The 21,845-nt window shown below is 71.8% G+C and carries 19 protein-coding genes and 1 riboswitch; of the genes, 6 read left to right on the top strand and 13 right to left on the bottom strand.

From position 1 onward, the window contains the following. The first annotated feature begins 76 nt into the window (after positions 1-76). Positions 77-787, top strand: a complete 711-nt coding sequence (locus tag ACRB68_RS09575; protein WP_207709662.1) for a Mut7-C RNAse domain-containing protein — start codon at positions 77-79, stop codon at positions 785-787. Beyond that, on the top strand, positions 784-1,194 hold the full coding sequence (locus ACRB68_RS09570; protein ID WP_153531747.1) for a (deoxy)nucleoside triphosphate pyrophosphohydrolase: 411 nt from the start codon (positions 784-786) through the stop codon (positions 1,192-1,194). Before ACRB68_RS09575 ends, ACRB68_RS09570 begins: the two co-directional genes overlap by 4 nt. A gap of 338 nt (positions 1,195-1,532) precedes the next feature. Here the strand turns inward: ACRB68_RS09570 and ACRB68_RS09565 are convergent, their stop codons facing one another. Then, positions 1,533-1,937 carry a hypothetical protein gene (locus tag ACRB68_RS09565; RefSeq protein ID WP_153531746.1) on the bottom strand — a complete coding sequence of 135 codons (405 nt, stop codon included), beginning with the start codon at positions 1,935-1,937 and terminating at the stop codon, positions 1,533-1,535. A 189-nt stretch (positions 1,938-2,126) separates the two neighbouring features. Further along, positions 2,127-3,155 carry a C40 family peptidase gene (locus ACRB68_RS09560; protein WP_328593966.1) on the bottom strand — a complete coding sequence of 343 codons (1,029 nt, stop codon included), beginning with the start codon at positions 3,153-3,155 and terminating at the stop codon, positions 2,127-2,129. After that, a riboswitch (cyclic di-AMP (ydaO/yuaA leader) is annotated at positions 3,153-3,287 on the bottom strand. It overlaps the preceding gene by 3 nt. A 189-nt stretch (positions 3,288-3,476) precedes the next feature. Here ACRB68_RS09560 and typA point away from each other — a divergent pair. Next, positions 3,477-5,330: a translational GTPase TypA gene (gene typA, locus ACRB68_RS09555; RefSeq protein WP_153531745.1), complete on the top strand. Its 1,854-nt coding sequence runs from the start codon at positions 3,477-3,479 to the stop codon at positions 5,328-5,330. Positions 5,331-5,458: 128 nt separating this feature from the next. On the opposite strand, the gene ACRB68_RS09550 is transcribed toward typA, so the two are convergent. The 3 genes from ACRB68_RS09550 to ACRB68_RS09540 form a co-directional block, all read right to left on the bottom strand. Then, complete coding sequence (locus ACRB68_RS09550; protein ID WP_153531744.1) at positions 5,459-6,163, bottom strand: hypothetical protein; 705 nt, start codon at positions 6,161-6,163, stop codon at positions 5,459-5,461. 19 nt (positions 6,164-6,182) lie between these two features. Beyond that, the gene (locus tag ACRB68_RS09545; RefSeq protein WP_153531743.1) at positions 6,183-7,106 is read right to left on the bottom strand and encodes a hypothetical protein; all 924 of its coding nucleotides are present in this window, start codon (positions 7,104-7,106) and stop codon (positions 6,183-6,185) included. 256 nt (positions 7,107-7,362) lie between these two features. After that, a complete protein-coding gene (locus ACRB68_RS09540) occupies positions 7,363-7,788 on the bottom strand; it encodes an FHA domain-containing protein (protein WP_194293228.1) in 426 nt (141 codons plus the stop codon). 3 nt (positions 7,789-7,791) lie between these two features. Between ACRB68_RS09540 and ACRB68_RS09535 the strand changes: the two genes are divergently transcribed. Further along, entirely contained in the window at positions 7,792-8,673 is an 882-nt protein-coding gene (locus ACRB68_RS09535; RefSeq protein WP_194293227.1) for a hypothetical protein, read from the top strand. Here ACRB68_RS09535 and ACRB68_RS09530 read toward each other — a convergent pair. The 5 genes from ACRB68_RS09530 to ACRB68_RS09510 all read right to left on the bottom strand — a co-directional run bounded on the left by ACRB68_RS09530 (position 8,580) and on the right by ACRB68_RS09510 (position 15,305). Then, positions 8,580-9,284 (bottom strand): 4Fe-4S single cluster domain-containing protein, encoded by a 705-nt coding sequence (locus ACRB68_RS09530; protein WP_328593965.1) that lies wholly within the window; start codon positions 9,282-9,284, stop codon positions 8,580-8,582. The two genes, ACRB68_RS09535 and ACRB68_RS09530, sit on opposite strands and share 94 nt — an antisense overlap. Continuing rightward, positions 9,281-11,200, bottom strand: a complete 1,920-nt coding sequence (locus ACRB68_RS09525; RefSeq protein ID WP_153531740.1) for an AAA family ATPase — start codon at positions 11,198-11,200, stop codon at positions 9,281-9,283. Before ACRB68_RS09525 ends, ACRB68_RS09530 begins: the two co-directional genes overlap by 4 nt. Before the next feature lie 115 nt (positions 11,201-11,315). Then, positions 11,316-12,425, bottom strand: a complete 1,110-nt coding sequence (locus tag ACRB68_RS09520; RefSeq protein WP_153531739.1) for a response regulator receiver protein — start codon at positions 12,423-12,425, stop codon at positions 11,316-11,318. After that, the gene (locus ACRB68_RS09515) at positions 12,422-14,788 is read right to left on the bottom strand and encodes a protein kinase domain-containing protein (RefSeq protein WP_328593964.1); all 2,367 of its coding nucleotides are present in this window, start codon (positions 14,786-14,788) and stop codon (positions 12,422-12,424) included. Before ACRB68_RS09515 ends, ACRB68_RS09520 begins: the two co-directional genes overlap by 4 nt. Positions 14,789-14,834: 46 nt before the next feature. Continuing rightward, positions 14,835-15,305, bottom strand: a complete 471-nt coding sequence (locus ACRB68_RS09510) for a DUF4282 domain-containing protein (RefSeq protein WP_153531738.1) — start codon at positions 15,303-15,305, stop codon at positions 14,835-14,837. 89 nt (positions 15,306-15,394) lie between these two features. Here ACRB68_RS09510 and ACRB68_RS09505 point away from each other — a divergent pair, with 89 nt between their 5' ends. Next, a complete protein-coding gene (locus ACRB68_RS09505; RefSeq protein WP_153531737.1) occupies positions 15,395-16,159 on the top strand; it encodes a hypothetical protein in 765 nt (254 codons plus the stop codon). 30 nt (positions 16,160-16,189) lie between these two features. Here ACRB68_RS09505 and ACRB68_RS09500 read toward each other — a convergent pair whose 3' ends face one another. The 3 genes from ACRB68_RS09500 to ACRB68_RS42425 form a co-directional block, all read right to left on the bottom strand. Then, positions 16,190-17,065 carry a hypothetical protein gene (locus ACRB68_RS09500; RefSeq protein ID WP_153531736.1) on the bottom strand — a complete coding sequence of 292 codons (876 nt, stop codon included), beginning with the start codon at positions 17,063-17,065 and terminating at the stop codon, positions 16,190-16,192. Positions 17,066-17,178: 113 nt separating this feature from the next. Continuing rightward, entirely contained in the window at positions 17,179-17,655 is a 477-nt protein-coding gene (locus ACRB68_RS09495) for a hypothetical protein (RefSeq protein ID WP_153531735.1), read from the bottom strand. Between the two features lie 13 nt (positions 17,656-17,668). After that, entirely contained in the window at positions 17,669-19,042 is a 1,374-nt protein-coding gene (locus ACRB68_RS42425; RefSeq protein ID WP_153531734.1) for a polymorphic toxin-type HINT domain-containing protein, read from the bottom strand. A gap of 1,402 nt (positions 19,043-20,444) precedes the next feature. On the opposite strand from ACRB68_RS42425, the gene ACRB68_RS09485 reads away from it, so the two are divergent. After that, on the top strand, positions 20,445-21,842 hold the full coding sequence (locus ACRB68_RS09485; protein ID WP_153531733.1) for a hypothetical protein: 1,398 nt from the start codon (positions 20,445-20,447) through the stop codon (positions 21,840-21,842). Positions 21,843-21,845: the final 3 nt, after the last annotated feature.

Here is a 21,845-nt window from a genome sequence, read left to right as displayed (position 1 = left end):
TGCTTCCTTGATCTCGCGTGGCAGGCTGACCGGCGTGGACGCGCATATACAGATCAAGGTCGCCGACGAGCTGCTGATGTTCCTGCCCGCGAACCGGCGGCGGGCCGAACAGCGGGTCCCGGCCGAGGGGACGAACACGCTCGGGCACATCGTCGAGGCGCTCGGGGTGCCGCTGCCGGAGGTCGGCGGGCTGCTGGCGGACGGCGCCCCGGCCGAGCCGGGGGACCGGCCCGCGCCGGGCGCGCTGATCGAGGTCGCGGCGGTCCCGCGCCCGCAGCCGGTGCCGCTGGACCCGGGCCAGGACGCGCCCCGCTTCCTGCTGGACGTCCACCTCGGCACGCTCGCCCGGCGGCTCCGCCTGCTCGGCCTGGACACCGCCTACCACAACGACATGGACGACCCCGCGCTGGTCGTGCAGGCCAACGCCGAGCGCCGCGTCCTGCTCACCCAGGACCGGGGGCTGCTGCGCCGCCGGGCACTGTGGTTCGGCGCCTACGTCCGCGGCGCGCAGCCCGACGACCAGCTGCGCGACCTGCTCGACCGGTTCGCCCCCGGGCTGCGCCCCTGGACCCGCTGCACCGCCTGCAACGGCGTGCTCGCCGAGGCCGCCAAGGACGAGGTGCAGGACGCCCTGGCCGACGGGACCCGCCGCAGCTACGACGTCTACGGCAGGTGCGTGGACTGCGGCCAGGTGTACTGGCGCGGCGCGCACGGGGACCATCTGGCCGAAATCGTCCAGGACGCGATGCGCACCGTCGCCGCCCGGAGGGCGCCCGAACCGGCATGATGGTGGGCGGAAAGGGGCTGGTCCACATCAGGGTCGTAGTAGGTGCGGCGATCATCAGTGCCGGGCGGCTGCTGGCCGCGCAGCGCGCCGAGCCGGCGGCGCTCGCGGGCGGCTGGGAGTTCCCCGGCGGCAAGGTCGATCCCGGCGAGACCGACGAGCAGGCGCTGGTCCGCGAGTGTCACGAGGAGATCGGCGTCAAGGTCGAGCTCGGCGACAAGATCGGCGGCGACTGGCCGCTCACCGGCGACTGGGTGATGCGGGTGTGGGTCGCCCGGCTCGTCGAGGGCGAGCCGCAGGCGCTGGAGCACCTGGCGCTGCGCTGGCTCGGCCCGGCCGAACTGGACGACGTGGACTGGCTCCCCGCCGACCGCCCCATCGTCGACGCGATCGCCCCCTACCTGGGCTGAACGGCGCGTTTCCTGCCGAGCAGCCGGGCCCTTGAACAAGGAAGCCCGCGCCCCCACCGGACGAATACGGCGGGAACACCCCCTACCGGGCGGCCCCGAGCCGCCAGGCGAGGGGCCGACCGTCCTTGAAGCATCACGCGGAGGCCGAGCCGGCCTCTAAAGCAACGAGGCCCGCGCCACCTACCAGGCGGCCCCGAGCCGCTGGGCGAGGAGTCCGGCCGTTCTGGAAGCGTCAGGTGAGGGCCGGACCGGGCGGCCCCTTCAAAGGACGGGCCCGCGCCCCCTGCCGGGCGGCCCCGAGCCGCTAGGCGAGGGGCCGACCGGGGAGGTCTTTGAGGTCAGCGGCGGGCGAGCAGGATGGTCAGTGCCTCCTGCTTGGTGACGCCCTTCTTCAGCTGGGACTTCAGCGCCGTCTGCTGCGGAATCGGCAGCTTGCCGAGGATCGCCTGCAGCTTGGTGGCGATCTCCTGCAGCTGCGCGGGGGTCAGCTTGGTGACGTCGTTCAGCAGCTTGGTCACGCCGTTGATGTAGTCGCCGGTGAGGATCTGCGCCACGTCGAGCTGGATGTTCAGGGGGAAGCAGCTCAGCACCAGCAGGATGAGCTCTTCCTGGGTGGGCGCCGCGGCGGCGGCGACCTTCGCCTTCGGCGCGGTGGCGGCCTGCGCCGGGGCGACCATGCCCGACAGCGGCAGCAGGGCGACGGCGGCGGTGGCCGTGAGCACGGCGGGCTTGCGGAACTTCACCGGGGTGACTCCTTCAGGTGGGGGGCGGCGGGAACGCCGGGGAGTCGTGGGGCGGCGTTCGTGATCTGAGCCGGAAGGCTACCGATCTTCCGAACGAGTTTCGGGTAAATGACCGTGTTGGGTCAATGGTCCGTTTTGAAAACGCCGATGGGGGCGCCGCGCGAACGCGGCGCCCCCATCGGGCGGGGTTCAGGAGATGCGGTTGGCGCCCGCGAAGTCGGAACGGTCCGACAGCTTGGAGATCTTGACGACGTCGCCGGTCTGCGGCGCGTGCAGGAACATCCCGTTGCCGAGGTAGATGCCCATGTGGTGCAGGTTGCCGCCGAAGTAGACCAGGTCGCCCGACTGCAGGGAGTCCCGGGAGACCTTCTGGCCGAGCGCGAACAGGTCGCCGGTGTAGTGCGGCAGGCCGGGCTTGCCGACCTGGGCGTAGGCCCACACCACCAGGCCCGAGCAGTCGAAGGTGGTCGGGCCCGCGGCGGCCCACACGTACGGGCTGCCGATCTTGGTCAGCGCCTTGCGGACCATCTTGGCGGGCAGCCCGGAACCGCGGATGGTGATCTTGGTGCCGGTCTTGGCGTCCCTGATCGTGGTGATGTTCAGCTTGTCCAGCTGCCGCTGCACCTCGGCGACCTTGGCCTTGGCGACCCTGCGCGCGTTCTCGGCCTGCGTCGCGGCCTGCTGGACCTGCGCGGTCTTGGCGTCGGCGTCGGCCTTGGCCTTGTTGGCCGCGTCGATCTGGACCTGGACGGAGCGCACCGCGGCGGCCTGGTTCTGCGCCAGGTAGGCCGAGTCCGACAGACCCGTCGTCTGACCTGTGGCGAACATCATATCGGGGCCGCCGCCGGACATGTAGCTGGCGGCGGCGAGCCGGCTCAGCTGTGCGCGCGCGGGGGCGACCTGAGCCTCCAGCTGCGCCGAGCGGTCCGCGGCGGCCTTCTGCGCCTGCTGCGCCTTGCCGAGCTCGACCCGGGTCTTGTTGTACTGCTCGGTGAGGGTCTCCGCCTGGTCGTTCAGCGCCTTCAGCTGCTTGCGCAGCTGGTCCTCGTTCGGCTTCGGCTCGGCGGGCCGGGCGGGGCTCGCGATGCGCGCGGCGACCACGGGCTGGGCGGCGTTCGCCCCGGTGGGGACGGTGATGCCGATGCCGATCAGGGCGGCCGTGGTCAGGGCGGGGGCGATGAGGTGCCGCCGTCGGGGGTCCGGGGCCAAGCCGGTCACTCCTCTCCTCGTCCGCCTACCGGGTTAGCTGACGGGTTCGGGCCAGGAGTCGCCCTACGACGTACGTCGATTCACCCCTGGGGAGCACATGGGTCCCCGGTTCCCCGTGCGGGGATTCGGCGATCCGGCCGCTGCCCCGGAAGCGGGGCTCGGAACGGTCCGGACGCGCAGGAGACTACAAAGGAAGGTCAAAGATGGGCAAATGATGATGTCCGTGGCGAACGAGACAGCCGTACGGGCGGGGCAGGCACCGGGCCAAGTAGAATGGTGTATGCCGTATGTCTGCGGCGCCACCCAAACCCTCACGCAAGGCGAGTCCGCATGCCCTTCTCCACGCGCGATGACCTCCGTAACGTCGCCATCGTCGCCCACGTCGACCACGGCAAGACGACGCTGGTCGACGCCATGCTCTGGCAGTCCGGGGCGTTCCGCGAGAACCAGGACGTGAACGACCGCGTCATGGACTCCAACGACCTGGAGCGTGAGAAGGGCATCACGATCCTGGCCAAGAACACCGCGGTCCTGCACAACGGGATGACGATCAACATCATCGACACCCCGGGGCACGCCGACTTCGGCGGCGAGGTCGAGCGCGGCCTGTCCATGGTCGACGGCGTCGTGCTGCTGGTGGACGCCAGCGAAGGCCCGCTGCCCCAGACCCGGTTCGTGCTGCGCAAGGCGCTGGCCGCCAAGCTGCCGGTGATCCTGGTCGTCAACAAGACCGACCGCCCCGACGCGCGCATCGACGAGGTCGTCGACGAGACCTACGAGCTGTTCATGGACCTCGACGCCGCCGAGGACCAGATCGAGTTCCCGATCGTCTACGCCTCGGGCCGGGCCGGCCGCGCCTCGCTGAACAAGCCCGCCGACGGCGGCCTGCCCGACAGCGAGGACCTGGAGCCGCTGTTCCAGGTGATCAAGGACACCATCCCGGCGCCGTCCTACGACCCGACCGCGCCGCTGCAGGCGCACGTCACCAACCTGGACTCCTCCAACTTCCTCGGCCGGATCGCGCTCTGCCGCATCCACTCGGGCGAGCTGAAGAAGGGCCAGCAGGTCGCGTGGATGCAGCGCGACGGCAGCGTGTCCCGCGTCAAGATCACCGAGCTGATGATGACCGAGGCGCTGGAGCGCAAGCCCGCCGAGCAGGCCGGCCCCGGCGACATCGTGGCGATCGCCGGCATCCCCGACATCATGATCGGCGACACCCTCGCCGACCCCGAGGACCCGCGCGCGCTGCCGTTCATCACCGTGGACGAGCCCGCGATCTCGATGACCCTCGGCACCAACACCAGCCCGCTGGCCGGCCGCGAGAAGGGCACCAAGGTCACCGCCCGCATGGTCAAGGACCGGCTGGACCGCGAGCTGATCGGCAACGTGTCGGTCAAGGTGCTGCCGACCGAGCGCCCCGACGCCTGGGAGGTGCAGGGCCGCGGCGAGCTCGCCCTCGCCATCCTGGTCGAGAACATGCGCCGCGAGGGCTACGAGCTCACCGTCGGCAAGCCGCAGGTGGTCACCCGCGAGATCGACGGCAAGAAGCACGAGCCGGTCGAGCGCCTCACCATCGACATCCCCGAGGAGTTCCTCGGCGCGGTCACCCAGCTGCTCGCCGTCCGCAAGGGCCGCATGGAGCACATGACCAACCACGGCACCGGCTGGGTCCGGATGGAGTTCCTGGTCCCGGCGCGCGGCCTGATCGGCTTCCGCACCGAGTTCATGACCGACACCCGCGGCACCGGCATGGCGCACCACGTGTTCGAGTCCTACGAGCCGTGGTTCGGCGAGCTGCGCACCCGCGCGTCCGGCTCCCTGGTCGCCGACCGGGCGGGCGCCGCCACCGCCTTCGCGATCACCAACCTGCAGGAGCGGGGCACCTTCTTCGTCGGCCCGGGCACCGAGGTGTACGAGGGCATGATCGTCGGCGAGAACTCGCGCGCCGACGACATGGACGTCAACATCACCAAGGAGAAGCAGCAGAGCAACGTGCGCTCCTCCACGGCGGACAACTTCGAGAAGATGACCCCGCCGAAGCTCCTCTCCCTGGAGGAGTCGCTGGAGTTCTGCCGCGAGGACGAGTGCATCGAGGTCACCCCGACCTCCGTGCGCATCCGCAAGGTCGTCCTGGACGCCAAGGAGCGCGAGCGCACCCGCGCCCGCACCAAGCGCGGCCAGTAGCACGCGAAAGCGGAAGGCCCCCGGGGATCGCTCCCCGGGGGCCTTCCGCTTTCCCGTCCCTCCGCCCTGGCGGAGGGACGGGAGCGGGGCGCCGCCGCGGATGGCGGGTTCGGCGGCGGCGCCCCTGTTCAGATCGTGTAGGGGACGGGCAGGTCGGGCGCCAGCGTCGTGATCTTCTCTTTGACCGTGCCGGCCTTGCCGATGGTGAGGTCGCGGCGCTCCAGCGCGCGGTCGCGGACCACGAACGCCGTCACGGCGTAGCCGGGGCCCTGGGCGACCGCGTTCGGCGCCTTGATCACGGGCCGGTACCGTCCGACCAGGGCGTCGCGGCGCTGCGCGTCGCCGCCGGTGATGCCGGGCCGGAACCTGATCTCGTCGACGGTGCTGACGACATAGGTGAGCAGGCCCGCCGGGCGGGTGGTCTCCAGGTAGACGCGGCCGAGCCCGGCGGCGGTCTGGGGGTCCTTGACCGCGGTGCCGTCGAGCCTGGTCACCGTGGCGAACGCCTTGGGCGCCCCGGTGAGCAGGACGGCCTGGCTCCCGCCGCTCGCCACGTGCAGCCGGACCGGGTGCGGGCCCTGCCGGCTGTCCACCTGGTAGATCTTCCAGGTCGTCAGGAAGGGCGTGGGCAGCGCGGTCAGGCGGGTGCCGCCGGCGGTGACGACGCCGGCCTCGGTCGGGTGGCCCTCCTGCCGGAGCGCGGCCGCGATGGTCTGCCGGACCTGCTCGTCGGGCCGGTGGTTGGGGGTCGGCGTCGAGGCGCTCCCCTTGCCTGCGCCGGAACCGCCGCAGCCGGCCACCGCCAGCAGCGCGATGGTCACCAGTGCGAGCACCGGACGGCGGCGCAGCCGGTCAGCAGAAGATCCACAGGAAGCAGCTGTTGGCGTCATCCCAAGAGTCTCCGTAGTTCTGGGGGTAGGTGTGCCCGTCGACGGACGAGACGACCTCCCCGTTCTGGAAGGCCTGCTTCACCCGCTGCCGGCCCGCGTCGGCGCCGATCTTGCGCTCCTCTTCAGGCGACAGCGGGGGCCGCTGAGCCTTGGCACGAGCCGCGTTCTCGGCGTTGATGGCGTTCCTGGAGGCGGTTTCGTACTCGTTCTGGAGCAGCGTAGCGGGTGGCGTGCCGTTGCCCCGTTCCTGCTGGAGCTGCTGGTTGTTGAGGATCGCGTCGACGGTGCCCTGGGTCTCCTCGTCCAGCGCCTTGTCGACGTACTCCTCCTTCTTCATCTTCTTGGGGTCGGGCTCGTTGCGGTGCTTGGCGTGGTTGACCTCGTGCACGAAGGTGTTGGCGCGATTCTCAGGCGACTGGTTGGTGTCGACGTAGAAGACCTTGTCCTCGTCGCTCCAGTAGGACCCGCCGCCCTTGCGGTAGACGACCTTGATGCCGTTGTCGTGCACCCACTTGAGCGCGTCGCGGCCTATCTGGGTCTCGTTGAGCGCGTTCTCGGTCTCGACCTGGTCCGGATTCGGCGGCTTCGGCTTCGGCGGCGGCGGAACCGGCGGCGGGGGCCCGGGGCTCGGTCTCGGCACCTGCGTGGGCAGGGGCGGCTGCGTCAGCGGCCCGGTCGGCAGCAGGCTCGGGCTCGGGCCCGCGTTGCCGGCCACCGGCCGTGATCCGCAGCGCTGGTCGAAGACCTTGCATACCGACGCGTCCACGAAGCCGACGATCTGGCTGCCGAGCGACGAAGTGACCACCGCGGCGCTGATGGCCGCGATGAGAAGGACCACCGCGATGTAGCTGACGGCGCCCTCGCCGCGTTCTGCACGTTGACGCACGATTCGCCCCCGGCCCGCTGATGTAGGTGTCGCGAGCATCGAACCGCGCCCGGGTTCTTCGGTGCATGGGCCTAGGGGCCTCGCCAAGGCCCTATTTCAGGGCCTAGTGGCCTTCTCGGGCATAGTCTGCATGAGCCGGGTCTCATCGGCTGTCACCGGGGCGATGGAGGCCGGGCGTGACCGTGACCGGTCCCTGGGCCGGAACGCCGAACGGCGGCCCGGGGAGTTCCCCGGGCCGCCGTTCGGCGTCTTCGTGCTAGGAGAGCTGGACGGTGCCGGTCACGTCGGCGGCCAGCCGCAGCTGGTCGCCGTCGCGCAGCGGCGCCTCCACCCCGCGCGGCAGCCGCTCGCCGTTGACGAACGTGCCGTTGGTGGAGCCCTCGTCGCGCACCCAGGCGGTGCCGGCCGGGTCCAGCCAGACCGTCGAGTGGCGCCGCGACACGTTGTCGTACTGGGTGAACGTGGCCGCCACCGGCGACTGGCCCGCGTCGCGGCCGAGCACCAAGTGCTGCCCGACCGAGATCTTCAGCTCGCCGGCCGGGAACAGCACCCGCAGGACCGGCGTGCCCTTCTGCGGCAGCGGCCGCAGGCACGACTCGCACTGCGCCGCGCTCGGGTTGGACAGCACGGCCTCGCAGTACGGGCACATGAACGCGGTGCTGTCGGGCCGGGGCGGGCTCACGTCATGCGGGAGCAGCGTGGCCTCGCGGCCGTGCTGCGGCGACATCGGCGCCCGGTGGTCGGGCTGCGGAGGCGCGTAGCCGCCGTGCTGTCCGTGCTGCCCATGCTGCTCGTACGGCTGCTGCTGGTGCTGCTGCTCGTACGGGGGCTGCGCGGGGGGCTGCCCCCAGCCTTCCTGCTGCGGAGCGGGCGGCTGCGGAGCCCCCCACTGGTCGGCGGGAGGCTGCTGCCGCTGCTGCTCGTACGGCTGCTGCTGCTGGTGCTGCTGCTCGTACGGAGGCTGCGCGGGCGGCGGCCCCCAGCCCTCCTGCTGTGCAGGCGGCTGCTGGCGCTGTTGCTGCTGCTGCGGCGAACCCCAGGGATCCTGCGGGGCGGGCGGGGGCCCCTGCTGCTGCGGCGGACCCGGCTGGTGGGGGGCCTGCTGCTGGTGCTGCTGCTCGTACGGAGGCTGGTACTGGTGCTGCGGCGGCGGCCCCTGCTGGTGCTGCTGCGGCTGGTAAGGCTGCTGGCCTCCGTGCTGGCCATAGTCGGGCTGCCCGTGCTGCTGACCGTACTGCTGCTGCCCATGCTGCTGGGCGGGCGGCTGGCCCCCATGCTGGCCATAGTCGGGCTGCCCGTACGGCTGACCGTGCTGCTGCTGGGGGGCAGGCGGCGGCGGAGTCCGCGGCGGCCCCTGCTCCTCGTACCCGCCGGGCCGGCGGCCACCGCCGCCCCCGGCACGGGCCAGGTTCGCCCCGCAGCTCAGGCAGAGCAGATCGCCCGGCTGGAACGGCTCATCACAAACAGGGCAGTTCAACGCCATGACACATCCCCCGAGCGCACCCCGGCGCGATCGAGCGTCGTTGAGAGGTGCTCCATGTCACCCCTACGCGGGATCCCGATGTAGTACACCCGCCTTCCCTCCGGCCCCTCGTCCACGGACACCTGCATTCGGGGCCCTCGGTCCTCTTCGTTGCTGTCGTCCGGCGCCCCGTACCGCAGCCGCCCTAGCGGGGACAGCGGCACCAGGCGCTGGTTCGCCGACCCCTTCCAGAGTAGGGACGCACTCCCGGAGTGTCGCCCCCCTGGATTGAGCCGGTCCACGTACGGCCCCGCGACCACGGCGTCGCACAGGTCCAGGATCGCCTGCGCCTCGGCCGATCGCGAAAGCCGAGAGTAGACATATCCGCTGTAGATGAGAATGTCCAACGGAATGGTCCCACCGTACCTCTTGTCCCCCCAGGCGCGTATGCCGCGGACCAGGGCGGCCACCGCGGCGGGCTGCTGGAAGGGCTCGCCGCCGGAGATCGTCACCCCGTCCACCGGCCCGTCCAGCGAGGACAGCCAGCCGAGCACCGCCGCCACCGGCACCTCCTTGCCCGGATCGGCGTCCCAGGTGTCGCGGGACATGCAGCCGTGGCACTGCAGCGTGCAGCCCTGCACCCAGATGCCGGCCCGCGTGCCGGGGCCGAGAGTGGTCACCGGGTAGTGGGCCTTGGCGAGGAGCAGGCCGGTCACTGCAGTTCCAGGTGGACGATCCCGCCTTCACGCCGCAGGCCGGTGACGGTGATCCGCTCGTCCGGCACCAGCTCCCGGTCGAACAGCGCGCGCGCGAGCGGGTTGACGAAGTGCGACTCCAGCGCCATCCCGATGCCGCGCCCGCCCTTGTCCAGCTCGGCGGTGCACCACTCGCGCAGCGTCTGCAGGGCCTCGCCGCGCACGGCCAGGACCAGCCGGTGCTCGTCGGCGACGCGGCGGCAGATGTTGGCGAACTGCAGATCGAAGATCTTGTCGGCGGCCTCGGCGCCGATGAAGTCGAACACCACCACGTTGTCGCCGAACCGGTTGAGCAGCTCGGGCCGGTTCAGCACCTCGGTGAAGTGGTCGGCCACCGCGTCCTTGATGTGCTGCTCGATCTCCTCGTAGTCCATCCCGGGGTGGATGTTGCGGACCCGGCCGCCGCCGTTGACGTCGCCGCGGCCCGTGGTGACGGACGCGGTGATGTCGGCGGCCGAGGCCGGGACGAACATGCCCAGGTTCGAGGTGAAGATCAGGATGGACTCGGAGAAGTGCACGGTGTTGCCGCGCCCGTCGGTGAGCCGCCCGTCCTCCAGGATCTGCAGGAACTTGTCCAGGATCCGCGGATGCGCCTTCTCGATCTCGTCGAACAGGATCACCCGGAACGGGTCCTCGCGCACCGCGTTGGTCAGCTCGCCGCCCGCCTCGTGCCCGACGTAGCCCGGCGGCGACCCGATCAGCCGGTCGCCCGAGCCCTCGCCGGAGAACTCGCTCATGTCGAAGCGCAGGTAGGCCGACTCGTCGCCGAACACCAGCTCGGTGATCGCCTTGGCCAGCTCGGTCTTGCCGGTGCCGGTCGGCCCGGCGAAGAACAGCACCCCGCGCGGCCGGCTGCCCGACCGGGTCGCCTGCGCGCCCGACAGGCCGAGCACCGCCCGCTTGAGGATGTCCAGCGTCTTGGTGACCGCCTGCGGCTGCCCGATCACCCGCTCGGGCACCCGCTTCTCGCCCTCCAGCACCCGCCGCCGCAGGTGCCCGCGGCTCCACGGGTTGTCCAGCACGCCGAGCTTGTAGGTGCGCACCGCGTCCGGCAGGTCGGCGAGCTGGACGTTGCGCTCCTTGGCCAGCCGGGTCACCTCGATCATCGACTGCAGGGTGAGCCCGTCGGCCTGCTCGGCGAACGCGTCGCACGCCGTGCAGGCGGCCGGGTCGGCCTCCACGTCGCTGATGCCGAACGCGCGGGCCAGCAGCCGCGCGGTCTCCTGCCGGTCGCCCAGGTGCGGGCGCGGGATGGTGATCTCCCGGATGTTCTCGTTGTCGGCGGTCAGCCACGGCGGCAGGTCCCCGGGCCGCTCCACCAGCCACAGCACCGGGTTGTAGAGCGGCTTCGGCCGCGCCCCGGTGACCCGCACCGGCCGGGCCGTGCGCGACAGCTTCGCGCAGAACCGGAAGAAGTCGCGTTCGGCGGGCTCCATCTCGGTCGGCGTCCGCGCGATCCGCGACGCCGAGTCCAGCACGAACGCCGCCCGCACGTTCTCGGCCGGCCGCGCCACCGCCGCCAGGTGCTTGGTGAGGGCCTCCAGCGACGGCTTCTCGTCCTTGGGCGGCTTGCCGAGCAGCCGCTCGGCCGCCTGAGCGGCCTCCTCGTCGCCTTCGGGCAGCACCTGCAGCCCGTCCACCGGGTCGTAAACGATCATGCAGGAGAAGCCGCTGGAGCGCAGCGACTCCCACAGCAGATCGCGCAGCGGCAGCAGCTGCGCCGCCCCGCCCCCCTCCGGCGGCGGGGCCAGGAAGCTGTCGTACAGGTTGCCCGACAGCACGTACTGGGAGTGCACCGACAACGTCGCGTCCAGCTCCCGGATGAACGGCGGCCACCCGGTCAGCCGCCCCCCGAGCGTCGGCGATTCGATGCTCATTTGCTCGCTCCGCTCCCGGTTCGCGGCCCTCTTCGCGCGACGGCTTCCCTCGTCACTACGGTCGCAGGCTCCCTGCGTTCCTCGGTCCAGCCGCCGCGCGGCCGCTCCCAGCTCATCACAGTCCCCGTTCCCGGTGCCGTTCACGCTGTCCGGCCCGGGCACCAGTCTGCCGTGCCTCGGTGGCCACCGGCAGCGCCTGCACGCCCGGCTCCAGCCGCCAGGTCACGTCCGAGCGGACGCCCGCGCGGGCCAGCCGCTCGCGGGCCGCCTCGAACGCCGCGCACCACTCGCGCTCGCGCTCCACGTCGACCCGCCGGTCGTCCTCGCTCACCGCGGCCCGGCCGCGCAGCATCGCCGCGCGCACCTGGCCGCCGTCCTCGACCCGCATCCGCACGCTGTGGTCGGGCCAGCCCCCCCTGGTCAGGGTCAGCGTCCCGGCATCGGCGGTGAGCGTCTCGAAGCCGCCGTGCACCTCGTAGCCCATCTCCTGGAACGCCGCGGAGATCGAGTCCAGGACGTAGCGGCGCTCGGCCTCGGCCTGCTCGGCCGCGTCGCGCTCGGCGGCGCGGCGCCGCTCGTCGCGGGTGCGGCCGTTGGCCGACTGGATGCGCAGCCGCACCTCGCTCAGCACGCCCTCGGCCTCCTCCAGGGTGGGCGCCTCGGCGACCAGCCGCGCGGCCTCGGCGACCGCGCGGCGGTCGGCCTCGGCGACGTCGGGCAGCAGCCGCCCGAGCACCCGCTCCAGCGCCTCCTGCGCCGCGGCGGGGCCGGGCCCGGCGGCCTGGCCGAGCTCGGTCCGCAGCCCCTCGGCGGGCGCGGCGAAGACCTGCGCCGTCACCTGGGCCGCGATGTGCTCCGACAGCGCGTGCTCGGCCTCGTCCAGGGCCCGGTCGGCCGCCGCACACCAGGCCCGCAGCTCCTCCGGCGACTGCCCGGCGGGCTCCAGCGGCTCGGGCAGCGCCACGTCGGCGCCGACCTTGGCGCGCGTCTCGGCGAGCGCGGCGAGCCGCCCGAGCCGCTCCAGCACCGCGCGCAGCACGCCGTCCGCGGAGTCGGCCTCGGCCAGTTCGGCCGCGCGCGCCTCGGCCCGCCCGGCGGCGAGCGCGGCGAGCGCCTCGGCGCCGCGCCCGGCCCAGCCCGCCCCGCGTCCGAGCACCCGGTTCATCCCGAGGGTGAGGACGACCGCCGCGTCCAGGGCGATGTCGGCCTCGACGCCGCTGCTCATAGGGTCCCTCCGCTCATGGCCGTCTGCCTGGCCTGCCTCCAGCGGTGCAGCCGCACCCCCGCCGCGACCGCGTGCGCGGCGGGCGCGACGACGAGCAGCAGCAGCCACAGCAGGCTCGCCACCGCCGTCACCGCCGCCAGCAGCAGGAAGATGATCAGCAGCGGGACGACGCCGGCCAGCAGCATCACCCCGCAACCGCGCCGCCCGGTCTGCTGGGCCGCCCCCGACACCGTCCGGGACGCCTTGGAGAAGCCGAGCAGCAGCTTGGACAGCCACGACCACGGCCCGTACAGCAGATAATCCTTACCCTGCGCGCGCGCGAGCAGCACCTCGGCGCCGCACTGCACGGCCCACGCCAGTACAGAGAAGACGGCGAGGACCGCGAACGGCACGCCCGAGGTCTTCTGGAAGCCGCCGACCGAACTGGTGCCCTTGCCGTCGCCGCCGCCGAACAGGGCACCGACCACCCAGCTTCCGGCCAGCCACAGCAGCAGCAGCGGGATCGTCCAGCCGACGGCCCGCACCACCGCCGCGCCGCGCCCGGCCAGCCGCTCCCGCTCCCGTTCGGCCCAGCGGCCCCGCAGCGCCTCGGCCTGCTGCTCGGCGGCCCGCCGGTCCCGCTGCCGCGCCTCGACCTCCAGGACGGCTTCGGGCGCGGCCCGCGCCACGGCCAGCAGCCGCAGCGGGTCGTCGCCCGCTCCGTCGGCCAGCCAGGAGAACCACGAGACGTCCTCGGGCACCGCGCCCCTGGCCCGGCCCGCGGCCTCGGCGAGCCGCGCCGCGGACTCGCCGGGCGCGGCCGCCAGCGCCAGCAGGGACAGCAGGATCACGGGCGGGTCGTCCGCCGGGCCGCCCGCGACCCGTCCCGAACCGCCCGAGCCGGCCGCGGGCAGCCGGGCCGCCGCGGCCGGGACCTGCTCGCGCAGCCAGCGCGCCAGATCGTTCCAGGCCGTCACGTGGGCGCGCCAGCGCGCGTCGATCCCGGCCAGGTCGCCCGCGCCGTCGAACCCCGCGAGGACCTCCAGCAGCCGCTGCTCCCACAGCGCCCGCCCGAGCAGGCAGGCGGCGCGGTGATCGGCATGGGCGGGGTCGCCCGCCAGCGCGGCCAGACCCGGCAGATCGGCCGGGGTGACCCGCCGCCCGAGGAAATGGGGCGGCAGGGCCGGATCGAGCCACCGCACCAGGTGCAGCAGCTTCACGTCCGGGCTGAGATCCGCGGTGAGGTATCCGTCGATCAGCTCGATCCGGCTGTCGTCCGGCTGCTTGCCGAGCCACTCGCGCAGCGCCTGCCACGCCTCGCCGGACTGGCCGCGCCCGAAGAAGTAGCGGGCGGCGTCGTCCCAGCCCTCCACCAGGGCCCGCGCCAGCTCGCCCCGGTCGTCGTAGCGGCGGCCGCGGAACGGCACCCCCGAGCCCGGCGGCGCCGTGGCGGCCGGCGTCTCCACGACGGCGGGGCTGCCGCCGTCCAGCCACTCGCGCACCTGGTCGCCGGCCCAGCGGCGGCGCGGATCGCGCGTCAGCAGCCCCCGGCACAGCAGCCGCAGCCGGGGATCGGCGACGTCGTCGGCGGACAGCGCCCGCGTCGCCAGATGATCGACCACCGCGGTCTCGCTCAGCCCGAGGAAGGGGGCGCGGCCGGTGCACAGCTCCCGCACGATGACGCCGAGCGACCACCAGTCCCGCGCCGGCGACACCTGCCCCGACAGCGACTCGGGCGCCGCGTAGGCCAGCGTCCGCGACGAAGAGGCGAACACCACGCTCTGCTCCAGCACCCGGCTGAGCCCGAAGTCGGCGATCGCCAGCCGCAGCGGCTCGGCGCTCACCACCAGCACGTTCTCGGGCTTCAGGTCCCGGTGCACGATCCCGGCCCGGTGCAGCGCGACCAGGCCGTCCGTCAGCTGCCCCACCACCTCCCGGACGACGCCGGGCGCCATCGGCCCCGCCATCAGCGCCCGCAGGTTCCCCTCGGGGGCGTACTCGGCGACCTCGAAGTCACGCCCCTCGGCATGCCCGGTCTCCAGGATCCGCAGCACGTGCGGGGACTCCAGCGCGGGCAGCTTCGCCCACACATCCGGATCGGCGTGGTAGCCGCGGCGGAAGAGCTTCACCACCAGCTCGGCGCCGCGCCCGTCCCGGACGAGCAGCAGATCGGACTCGGCGCCCTGCACGGGCAGCTCGGCGACGAGCTCGAACCGCGCCGCCAGCTCGGCCGGAAGGCGCATCAGCGCCCCGCCGGGCACGACGCCGTCCCGCCGGGTGTCCCCGGGACGCGGCCCGGGCACGTGCGCGTCGCGCCGCGTCATGCCCGCGTCCCGGCGCGTGGCGCGCGGGGGAGTGTCGTCGTCGAAGTCGGCCACCTGCACTGCCCCGTCTATGTCGCGTGACTCCCCGGGAGCCTAACGCGCGCCTCTAGATCTTGTCCTTGATGACCCGCAGGTGCTCGACGCCCTTGAACCGCACCACCACGGCCTCCATGAAGATGCGCGCGAGGATCGCCTCGAAGATCCAGATGAAGGGCGAGCTGCCCATCACCAGCAGCCCGACCAGCCAGCCGTTGCGCAGCTGCGCGATCCAGATCCCGATCGCCACGACCATCAGCGAGGACAGGCTGATGAGCATCAGCGACAAGATGTAGAACACCTTGATGAGCTTCGGCGTCACCAGGTAGTTGAAGTTCGCGTCGAACAGCGCCCCGACCAGGCTCTTGTCCGTCCGCTCCGGCGGAGCCCAGCCGGGCGGCGGCGGCTGCTGGGGCCCGGGCCCGGCGGGCCGCTGCGCGGGAATGGGCCCGGTGTGCCGTTGCTGGTGTGGCGGGGGCGGCCCGTAGCCGCCAGGCGCCGGAGGGCGCTGCGGCTGTCCAGGGTCCGATGGGTGCGTCATCGCCGACTCCAGGGTTCGTACGGGACCGATGCCCCGACTCTAGAGCGTCCGGGCCCTCTGGATCGCGCAGGGAATGGCGGGACGAGGCGATGTTCCCCACGTCGGCCTTTCCCGTCAGGAAGGCGGCCCTGGCCGTTGTGGAATGCTCTGCTAACGTGCCCGTCCGTAACCTCCCCGATCAGCCGAAGGTGGGACCCGTGCGGCTTTCCGGCGCGTTCGTCGTCTGTGGAATGAGCATCGCCCTTTCCGCTCTGCTGGCGGGATGCGGGGGCGACTCCGGAAAAGAGAAGAAGGCCAGCTCAGGGGCCACCCCGCCGAGCGCTGCGCCGTCCTCCTCACCCCCCGCCGCCGACGGTCGGCCCCTCAGCGGCAAGGGCGTCACGCTGACGCTCCCGGCCGGCTGGAAGCAGGTGGACCCGACGACCGAGACCTCCGAGCCGGTGCAGACCTCCTTCTACCTCACTGGCGACATGGGCTCGGTTGTCAAGCAGCTGATGCAGCAGCAGAAGTCCATCGGCGTCGTCTACGCCATCGACTCCTCGGTGACCTCGGGTTTCGCCCCGCATCTGCAGACCGGCTGCGACCGCGGCGGAATCACCGGTGCCTCGATGGAACAGCTGAAGCGCAAGCAGAAGGCCATGGAGCCGAACGCGCAGATCACCGATCTGACGGTCAGTGGCAAGCCCGCCTTCAAGGCGACCTACAGCTCCACGAAGACCAGCGGCCCGGTGGACGGCGCCCTGATCCGCGTCCCGGTCCCGGGGGACCGCTTCTGCTTCGTCGAGATCGAGGCCAAGCAGGGCTCCATGCCCCCCGCGGCCGACCAGATCCTGTCGTCCTTCAAGCTCTCCTGACTGTTACGCCCTCGTACGGGGGGCGCCGGGTCAGGACCCCATGATGTGGACCTTGTCGGCCGGCGGCGCCTTGATGATGACCGGCTCGCCCCACTGCCGGTAGGCGGCGGACATGAAGGACCTCATCCCCTGCGGGGTGATGAGCTCGGTCTCCAGCTTGCGGGGCAGCCCCTTGCCGTCGACCCAGAGCGTCCAGGCGATGCCCTTGAGCCCGAGCCGGCCCATCGCCTTGACCGCCGGGTCGGCGCCGTTCAGCGCCGAGGGGGGCGTGCTGCCCTGGTAGCGGTGCACCCGCGTGCCGTCCAGGGTCTCCTCGAGCGGCGCGCCCTTGAACGTCCCCCGGCGCACCATGTCGAGCCCGGTGTCGGCGGAGATCTGGCCGAGGGACTGGTCGACCTGGTCGAGGATGCCGGTGAGCATCTTGGCGAACGGGCCGATCTCGGGATTGGCCGCGTCCTGCCGGGACAGCCGGACCCAGGGCTTGCCGGGGGCCTGCTCCTCGCCGTTCACCCGGGTGTACACGGTGCCCTGGCTGATGATCGCCTCGGTGGTGCCGCCGTTCTCGCTCTCGTCGACGATGGTCAGCTGGGCGTCCGGGGAGGGGACGCCGGTCCACATCTGCGCGGTGGTCTTCTCACTGGCCTTGGTGCCGCCCTGCCCGGAGGAGGAGACGAGCTCGGCGTGCACCGTCCCGGCCGCGCGCACCTGGCGGGCGATCGTGTCGACGAGCGGCCCGGGCCGGTCGGGCAGGGTGACGTCGGGGAGCGCCGCGGCCGGTGTCGCCTTATGGGCCTGGGGAGCGCTCGACGCGGCGGTGGCCGGTCGTTTCGGCTTGTCGTCCCCGGTGCAGCCCGCTGCTCCGGTGACCAGGACGAAGGCACCGACGACCCCCACGACACGCCTCATGACATCGGAGCCTAGGGGGCGATCATCCCGCCTTGGATGTCATGTCCGGTTTTGGGCCCAGCGTTGGGCCCCGAGACCCATGCCGACCCCGGGAAGCGCGAGGGGGTTCCCCGCTACTCCCCGGCGGCCTGCCAGCGGGCCTGGAGGTCGGCGCATGCGACGAGCAGGCAGCCGCCGGTGAACCGGATCTCGTGGGTGCAGCCCGAGGGGGCGGGGAGGAGTTCGTCCAGGAGGACCCGGTCGAGCCCCTGGGGGTACTCCTCCTCCGACTGGTCCTCCACCTCGAGCGAGAAGGCGGATACGCCGGAGTACTCGATCACCAGCGCCTCGGTCTGCGTCCAGCCGTTGGGGGTGAGCCGCACCGTCAGGCCGGGGCGCGGGCCGTCGCCGAACGACAGGACCGGCGACGTCAGGTTCTTCACGCAGTGGGGATCGTCGAACTCATAGTGCGCCGGGTCGAGGGCGAATTCCCGGGCGCCGGGAGGAAGCGCCTCGGCCAGGGCCGGCAGTTCGGCCAGGTAAGGCCGCGGATCCAGGTGGTAGGCGGGATAGTCCTCGTCGTCCTGCCACTCGGCGATCACGTATTTCATGCGCCCGCCCTTCTCAGCATATGTTGAACCGGGCGTTCAGTTTGGCGACATGGTCATTGATCGTCTTCTCCACCGCCTCGGGGAGCTGGGGAGGCTCGGTGAAGCCGTGCTTCCAGATCCACCCGTTCGGCCCCCGCACACCGATCTCACGTCCCTTGTAATAGACGTGCATCTCCCAGGACGCCTGGCCACCGGTGTTGAAGGTGTCCACTTCGCCATGGTATTTGTCGCCCAGCGGCACCTTTTTTCTGGGCGGCTTGGCCACCTGGACGTTGTGCACAAGGACCGGGTCCTTGCCTGCGAGCACATAGTAGGTGTGCAGATCGCTCACCGTGAGGTTGTAGACGCGCTGGACGCGCTGGTAGCGCCTGCTCTGCAGGACCATGGCGTTCCGCCCGTCCGGGGTGGTCAGCAGGTCGCCGAAGACGAGCCGCTCGCTCTCGATCCAGTCCCGGGTGCCGGTGACCCAGAACGGGTGGCCGGCGGTGGCGGTGAGCTTCACCGTGGGGCCGCCCAGCGTCGCGTCCGGGTCGATGGTGAGCTCGACCAGGTTCTTGCGGCCGTCGCCGACGATGACGTCGGTGACCGTGCGGGTGCCGGTGCGCCCGCTTTGCGGGTCGGTGGCCCAGACGCGGTCGCCGGTGCGCACCCGCTCGATCGGCCTTCGTGACCCGTCGGCCATGAGGACGGTCGTGCCGGGCGGGAAGCTGTTGCCGGGCTTGGCCTTGCGCTGGCAGGCCGCGAGCGCGTCGTCCAGGCGGGTCTTGGCGCCCCTGCGCGCCTCCCGGGCCTTCTCCAGGCGCCGCTGGAGGTCCAGGAACCGGTCGATGAGCTTGCCGACCTTGGGGATCGACTTGACGACCTTGCCGAGCTTGCCCCAGGGGACGATGCCGACGATGGCCCAGAGGCAGTCCCAGAAGTTGGGGTTCTTGACGCAGTTGATGATGTCGCCGGCGATGAAGTCCAGGCCGAGCTTGGCGATCTCCTTCAGCATGTCGAAGGAGTTCCACTCGTTCTCGATGCCCTGCGCGTCCTGGTCGGCCTTCTGGTTGGCGGCGAGCGCGGCGTTGTACTCGCGGCCCTCGGGGGTGTCGTTGCCGACCGGAGCGGCCTGCGGTCCCGCGGACGGGTCGCCGGGGTCGCCGGGGTCGCCCGGCTCGCCCGGCTCGGTGCTCTGGCCGGCGCTCGGTGCGGTGGTCCCGGGGCCGTTGCCGGGCTTGTCGCAGCCCTTGTCCCCGGCCACCCGGCACACGCCGGCCCGGATGCCCCCGAGGATCTGATCGGGGATGGCGACAACGGTGATCGCGGCCGTGACCGCGGCCACCAGCAGGACGACCGTGACATAGGACAGCGAGCCCTCGCCCCGGTCCCTCACCTGTCTGAGCACGCCCCCGACTCTCTTTGTGAAAACTCGCAGGAGGTAGCAAACCAGCTGTGTCACGTTCGGTCATGGGCTCTGGGGCCCAAAGTTGGAGACCACCGGCATGGCGGGCGGACGCGGCAGATCGCCCGATGTCCTGAACGGCCACCCGGACCTGGGCCCGCGCCCGGGGCGTGCCGGAAGGCGGTGCGCCCGTGTTCCCTGCGGTGACCTCCCGAGAAGGCTGTTCCGCCAGAGCTTCCCGGATGCGGGTGAGGCCTGCGACCTCTCACACACCTCGGTGTTTATTTGGGCCTTCGTTAGGCCTGTAGGCCCATGTCCGCATCCCGGACGCTTGGTTAACTCGCCAGTTGGCGCATGTAGGACATGGGGTCGAGGAGTGTGCACAGGAGGCGCGGGACCAGGGCGAACCATGGCCGTCCGGTGTGAGGGCGGACCTGCCGGTGACCGCGATCGAGGCCGGTCGGTGTACCGCTCCGGCCGATGGTTGCACTCCTGGGTCCGGTGGCTCGCGCCTCCGCCGTCTCCGGGCAGGCGGTGGTGGAAGACGGCATCCGGTACGGGAATCCCCGGAGTGAAAGCCCGGCGGGCGATGTTCCTTCCGCGGCCTGTGCGGTGCCGGGTCCGGCAATTGCTGGAAGCCGGAAAAGAGGGAAACGAACTCCCGGCGAAGTTTCCGGCGGATGTAAATCGGGGGAGTCGGGTGGCCGGCGGCAAGGGGCCCGATTTGGGAGAACCTGCGGGGAGGTCGATGGCCCACCTGGTCACGATGCGGATCTTCAAGAGAGAGGCCCCGTGGCACGGGTCACGGGCAATGTGCGGCCGGAACACCGCGCTGGAATTCGATGCTGCGGCCGGCGCGGCGGAGGCGGCCGCCCTGCCGGCTCACCGGCCCGGCTCTCTCCTGCCCATGCCGCCGCGTGGTCTCGAAGGCGCGGCGGCCGGAAGGCGGAGGGTGATCGATCTCTCGCCTTCGCGACGGCAAGAGGTGGCGAAAAAACAAAGATGACCGGGTGGATGGCACATGACGATCGTGTAAAGCTTTGCTCTTTTGCTGTAACGGACGGGGTCGGAGAGGGTGATGAAGATCATCAATCGATGATCGGCCGCCTGCTGAATTGTGTCGCAACGTGATCAAAAAGATGCTCACGGTAGCGGGTGTTCGCCGAGCACCGGGCCGTTCGGGGATTGCCGTCCGTACTTCCCCGTTCGGGGCGGGTAGCGGCGGTGTCCGAAAAGAGGTGCGCGGATGGCACGTGACAGATGGGAGCTAACTGGCTTGAGTTATCACTATTGTAGCGGCTATGGTCGTTGCGCCCATTGGGGTGATAGCGCATTCACAGGCACTGCTCGCAGAGGTGGCCGGAAGGGAACAGCGCGTGCAGCCCATTGAAGCCCGGGAGGACGGGTGACGGCGGTCGTGATCGTCGGCGATCTCCCCAGCACGGGCATCATCCCGAACCCGGTGGCGCTGCGGATCGCCGACTCCGGCACGCCCGAGGCCTCGCTGGCCTTCCTGGACCTGATGGCGCACGCGCTGCGCGAGCGCGGGGCCGCCGTGGTCCTGTATCCGGCCTGGCAGGCGGGCACCGCCATCAAGCTGGTACGGCTGGCCCGCGCGATCCTGTCCACCGACCGCATCGCGGGCATCGCGCTGGACCTGCCCCCGCTGGCGCTGTCCGTCGTCGCGGACCAGTTGACGTTCATGGCCCCGCACGTCCGGCCGGGCATGCTGGCCGGCCTGGCCCATACGCTGACCAGGCGCCTGTACTCGGGCACGTGGGTGAACAGTGTCGCCAAGCTGGAGCACATCAAGACGGGCCTCGGCTCGCACATGATGTCCTACGTCCCCGGCGGCGGCTTCATGGTGACCGGCGGCGAGGATCCCGTCGTGCACCGCGTCACGTCGGCGAGCCCGCTTCCCGAGATCGGCCGCCGGCCGCTCGACCCCGTGCTGCTGCTCGCCGCTCACCGCAACGGGGACGTCGAGTGGCTGAAGGGCAAACTGCAGCCGGAGCTGCGGGCCGTCCAGCTGACCTTCGTCAGCGCGCCGCCGCTCAGCGGACGGTACTGGGGTGCGAAGAAGTTCGCCGAGTTCGTCGCGTTCAGCGGCCACCAGTACGACCTGCACCACGCGCTTCAGGAGACGCTGTGCGTTCAGTGCCCGTGGTGCGACGAGCCCACGGCGCTCCCGGTCTGCGCGTTCTGCGGCTGGACCAAGACGGCGCCGCAAAGCGGTGCCGCCCCCGCCGAGACCGTCTCCGCCGCGCCCGCCACCGCTCCGGTGGCGACGGGACCGGCTCCCACCCAGGCACCCTCCGCACCGGTGCCTCCCGCTCAGGCGCCTCCCGCCCAAGCGCCTCCGGCGCCGGTGCCTCCGGCGCAGCCGGTTCCCATGCAGCCGGCGGCCGCTCCGATCCCTCCTCCCTCTGCTCCCTTGTCCGCCGCGCCTCCGCAGTCCGGGCCGGCGAACGGTCAGCGGCCCTTCACGCTGCCCCAGCCTCCGGCACCGAGGCCGGTGCTGCAGGAAGGGCCTTCCTTCGCCACGCCGGACCCGGCGCCCGCGCCTCCCAGCGGTGCTCCGGGTCCGCCGCCCGTCCCGCCGCAGCCGAAGCGGTTCGGTGAAGACCGGCAGGCGGTGTCGTTCCAGAAGGGACAGGACGCTCCCGGCTCCGCGGAAGGCGGGGCGTCCCACGGAACCGGATCTTCGTCGGGCCCGTCGGAACCGGCGGACCGCAACGCAGCAGACACAGGCGAGGAAGCCCGGCCCGGCACCGTCGAGTTCCGGGTGATCCGTAACCGATGACCA

Origin of the sequence: Actinomadura macrotermitis (assembly GCF_009604375.1) — a bacterium.
GTDB lineage: Bacteria > Actinomycetota > Actinomycetes > Streptosporangiales > Streptosporangiaceae > Spirillospora > Spirillospora macrotermitis.
The sequence above is the reverse complement of the archived record's forward strand: the minus strand, read 5'-3'. Positions and strand labels throughout refer to the sequence as shown.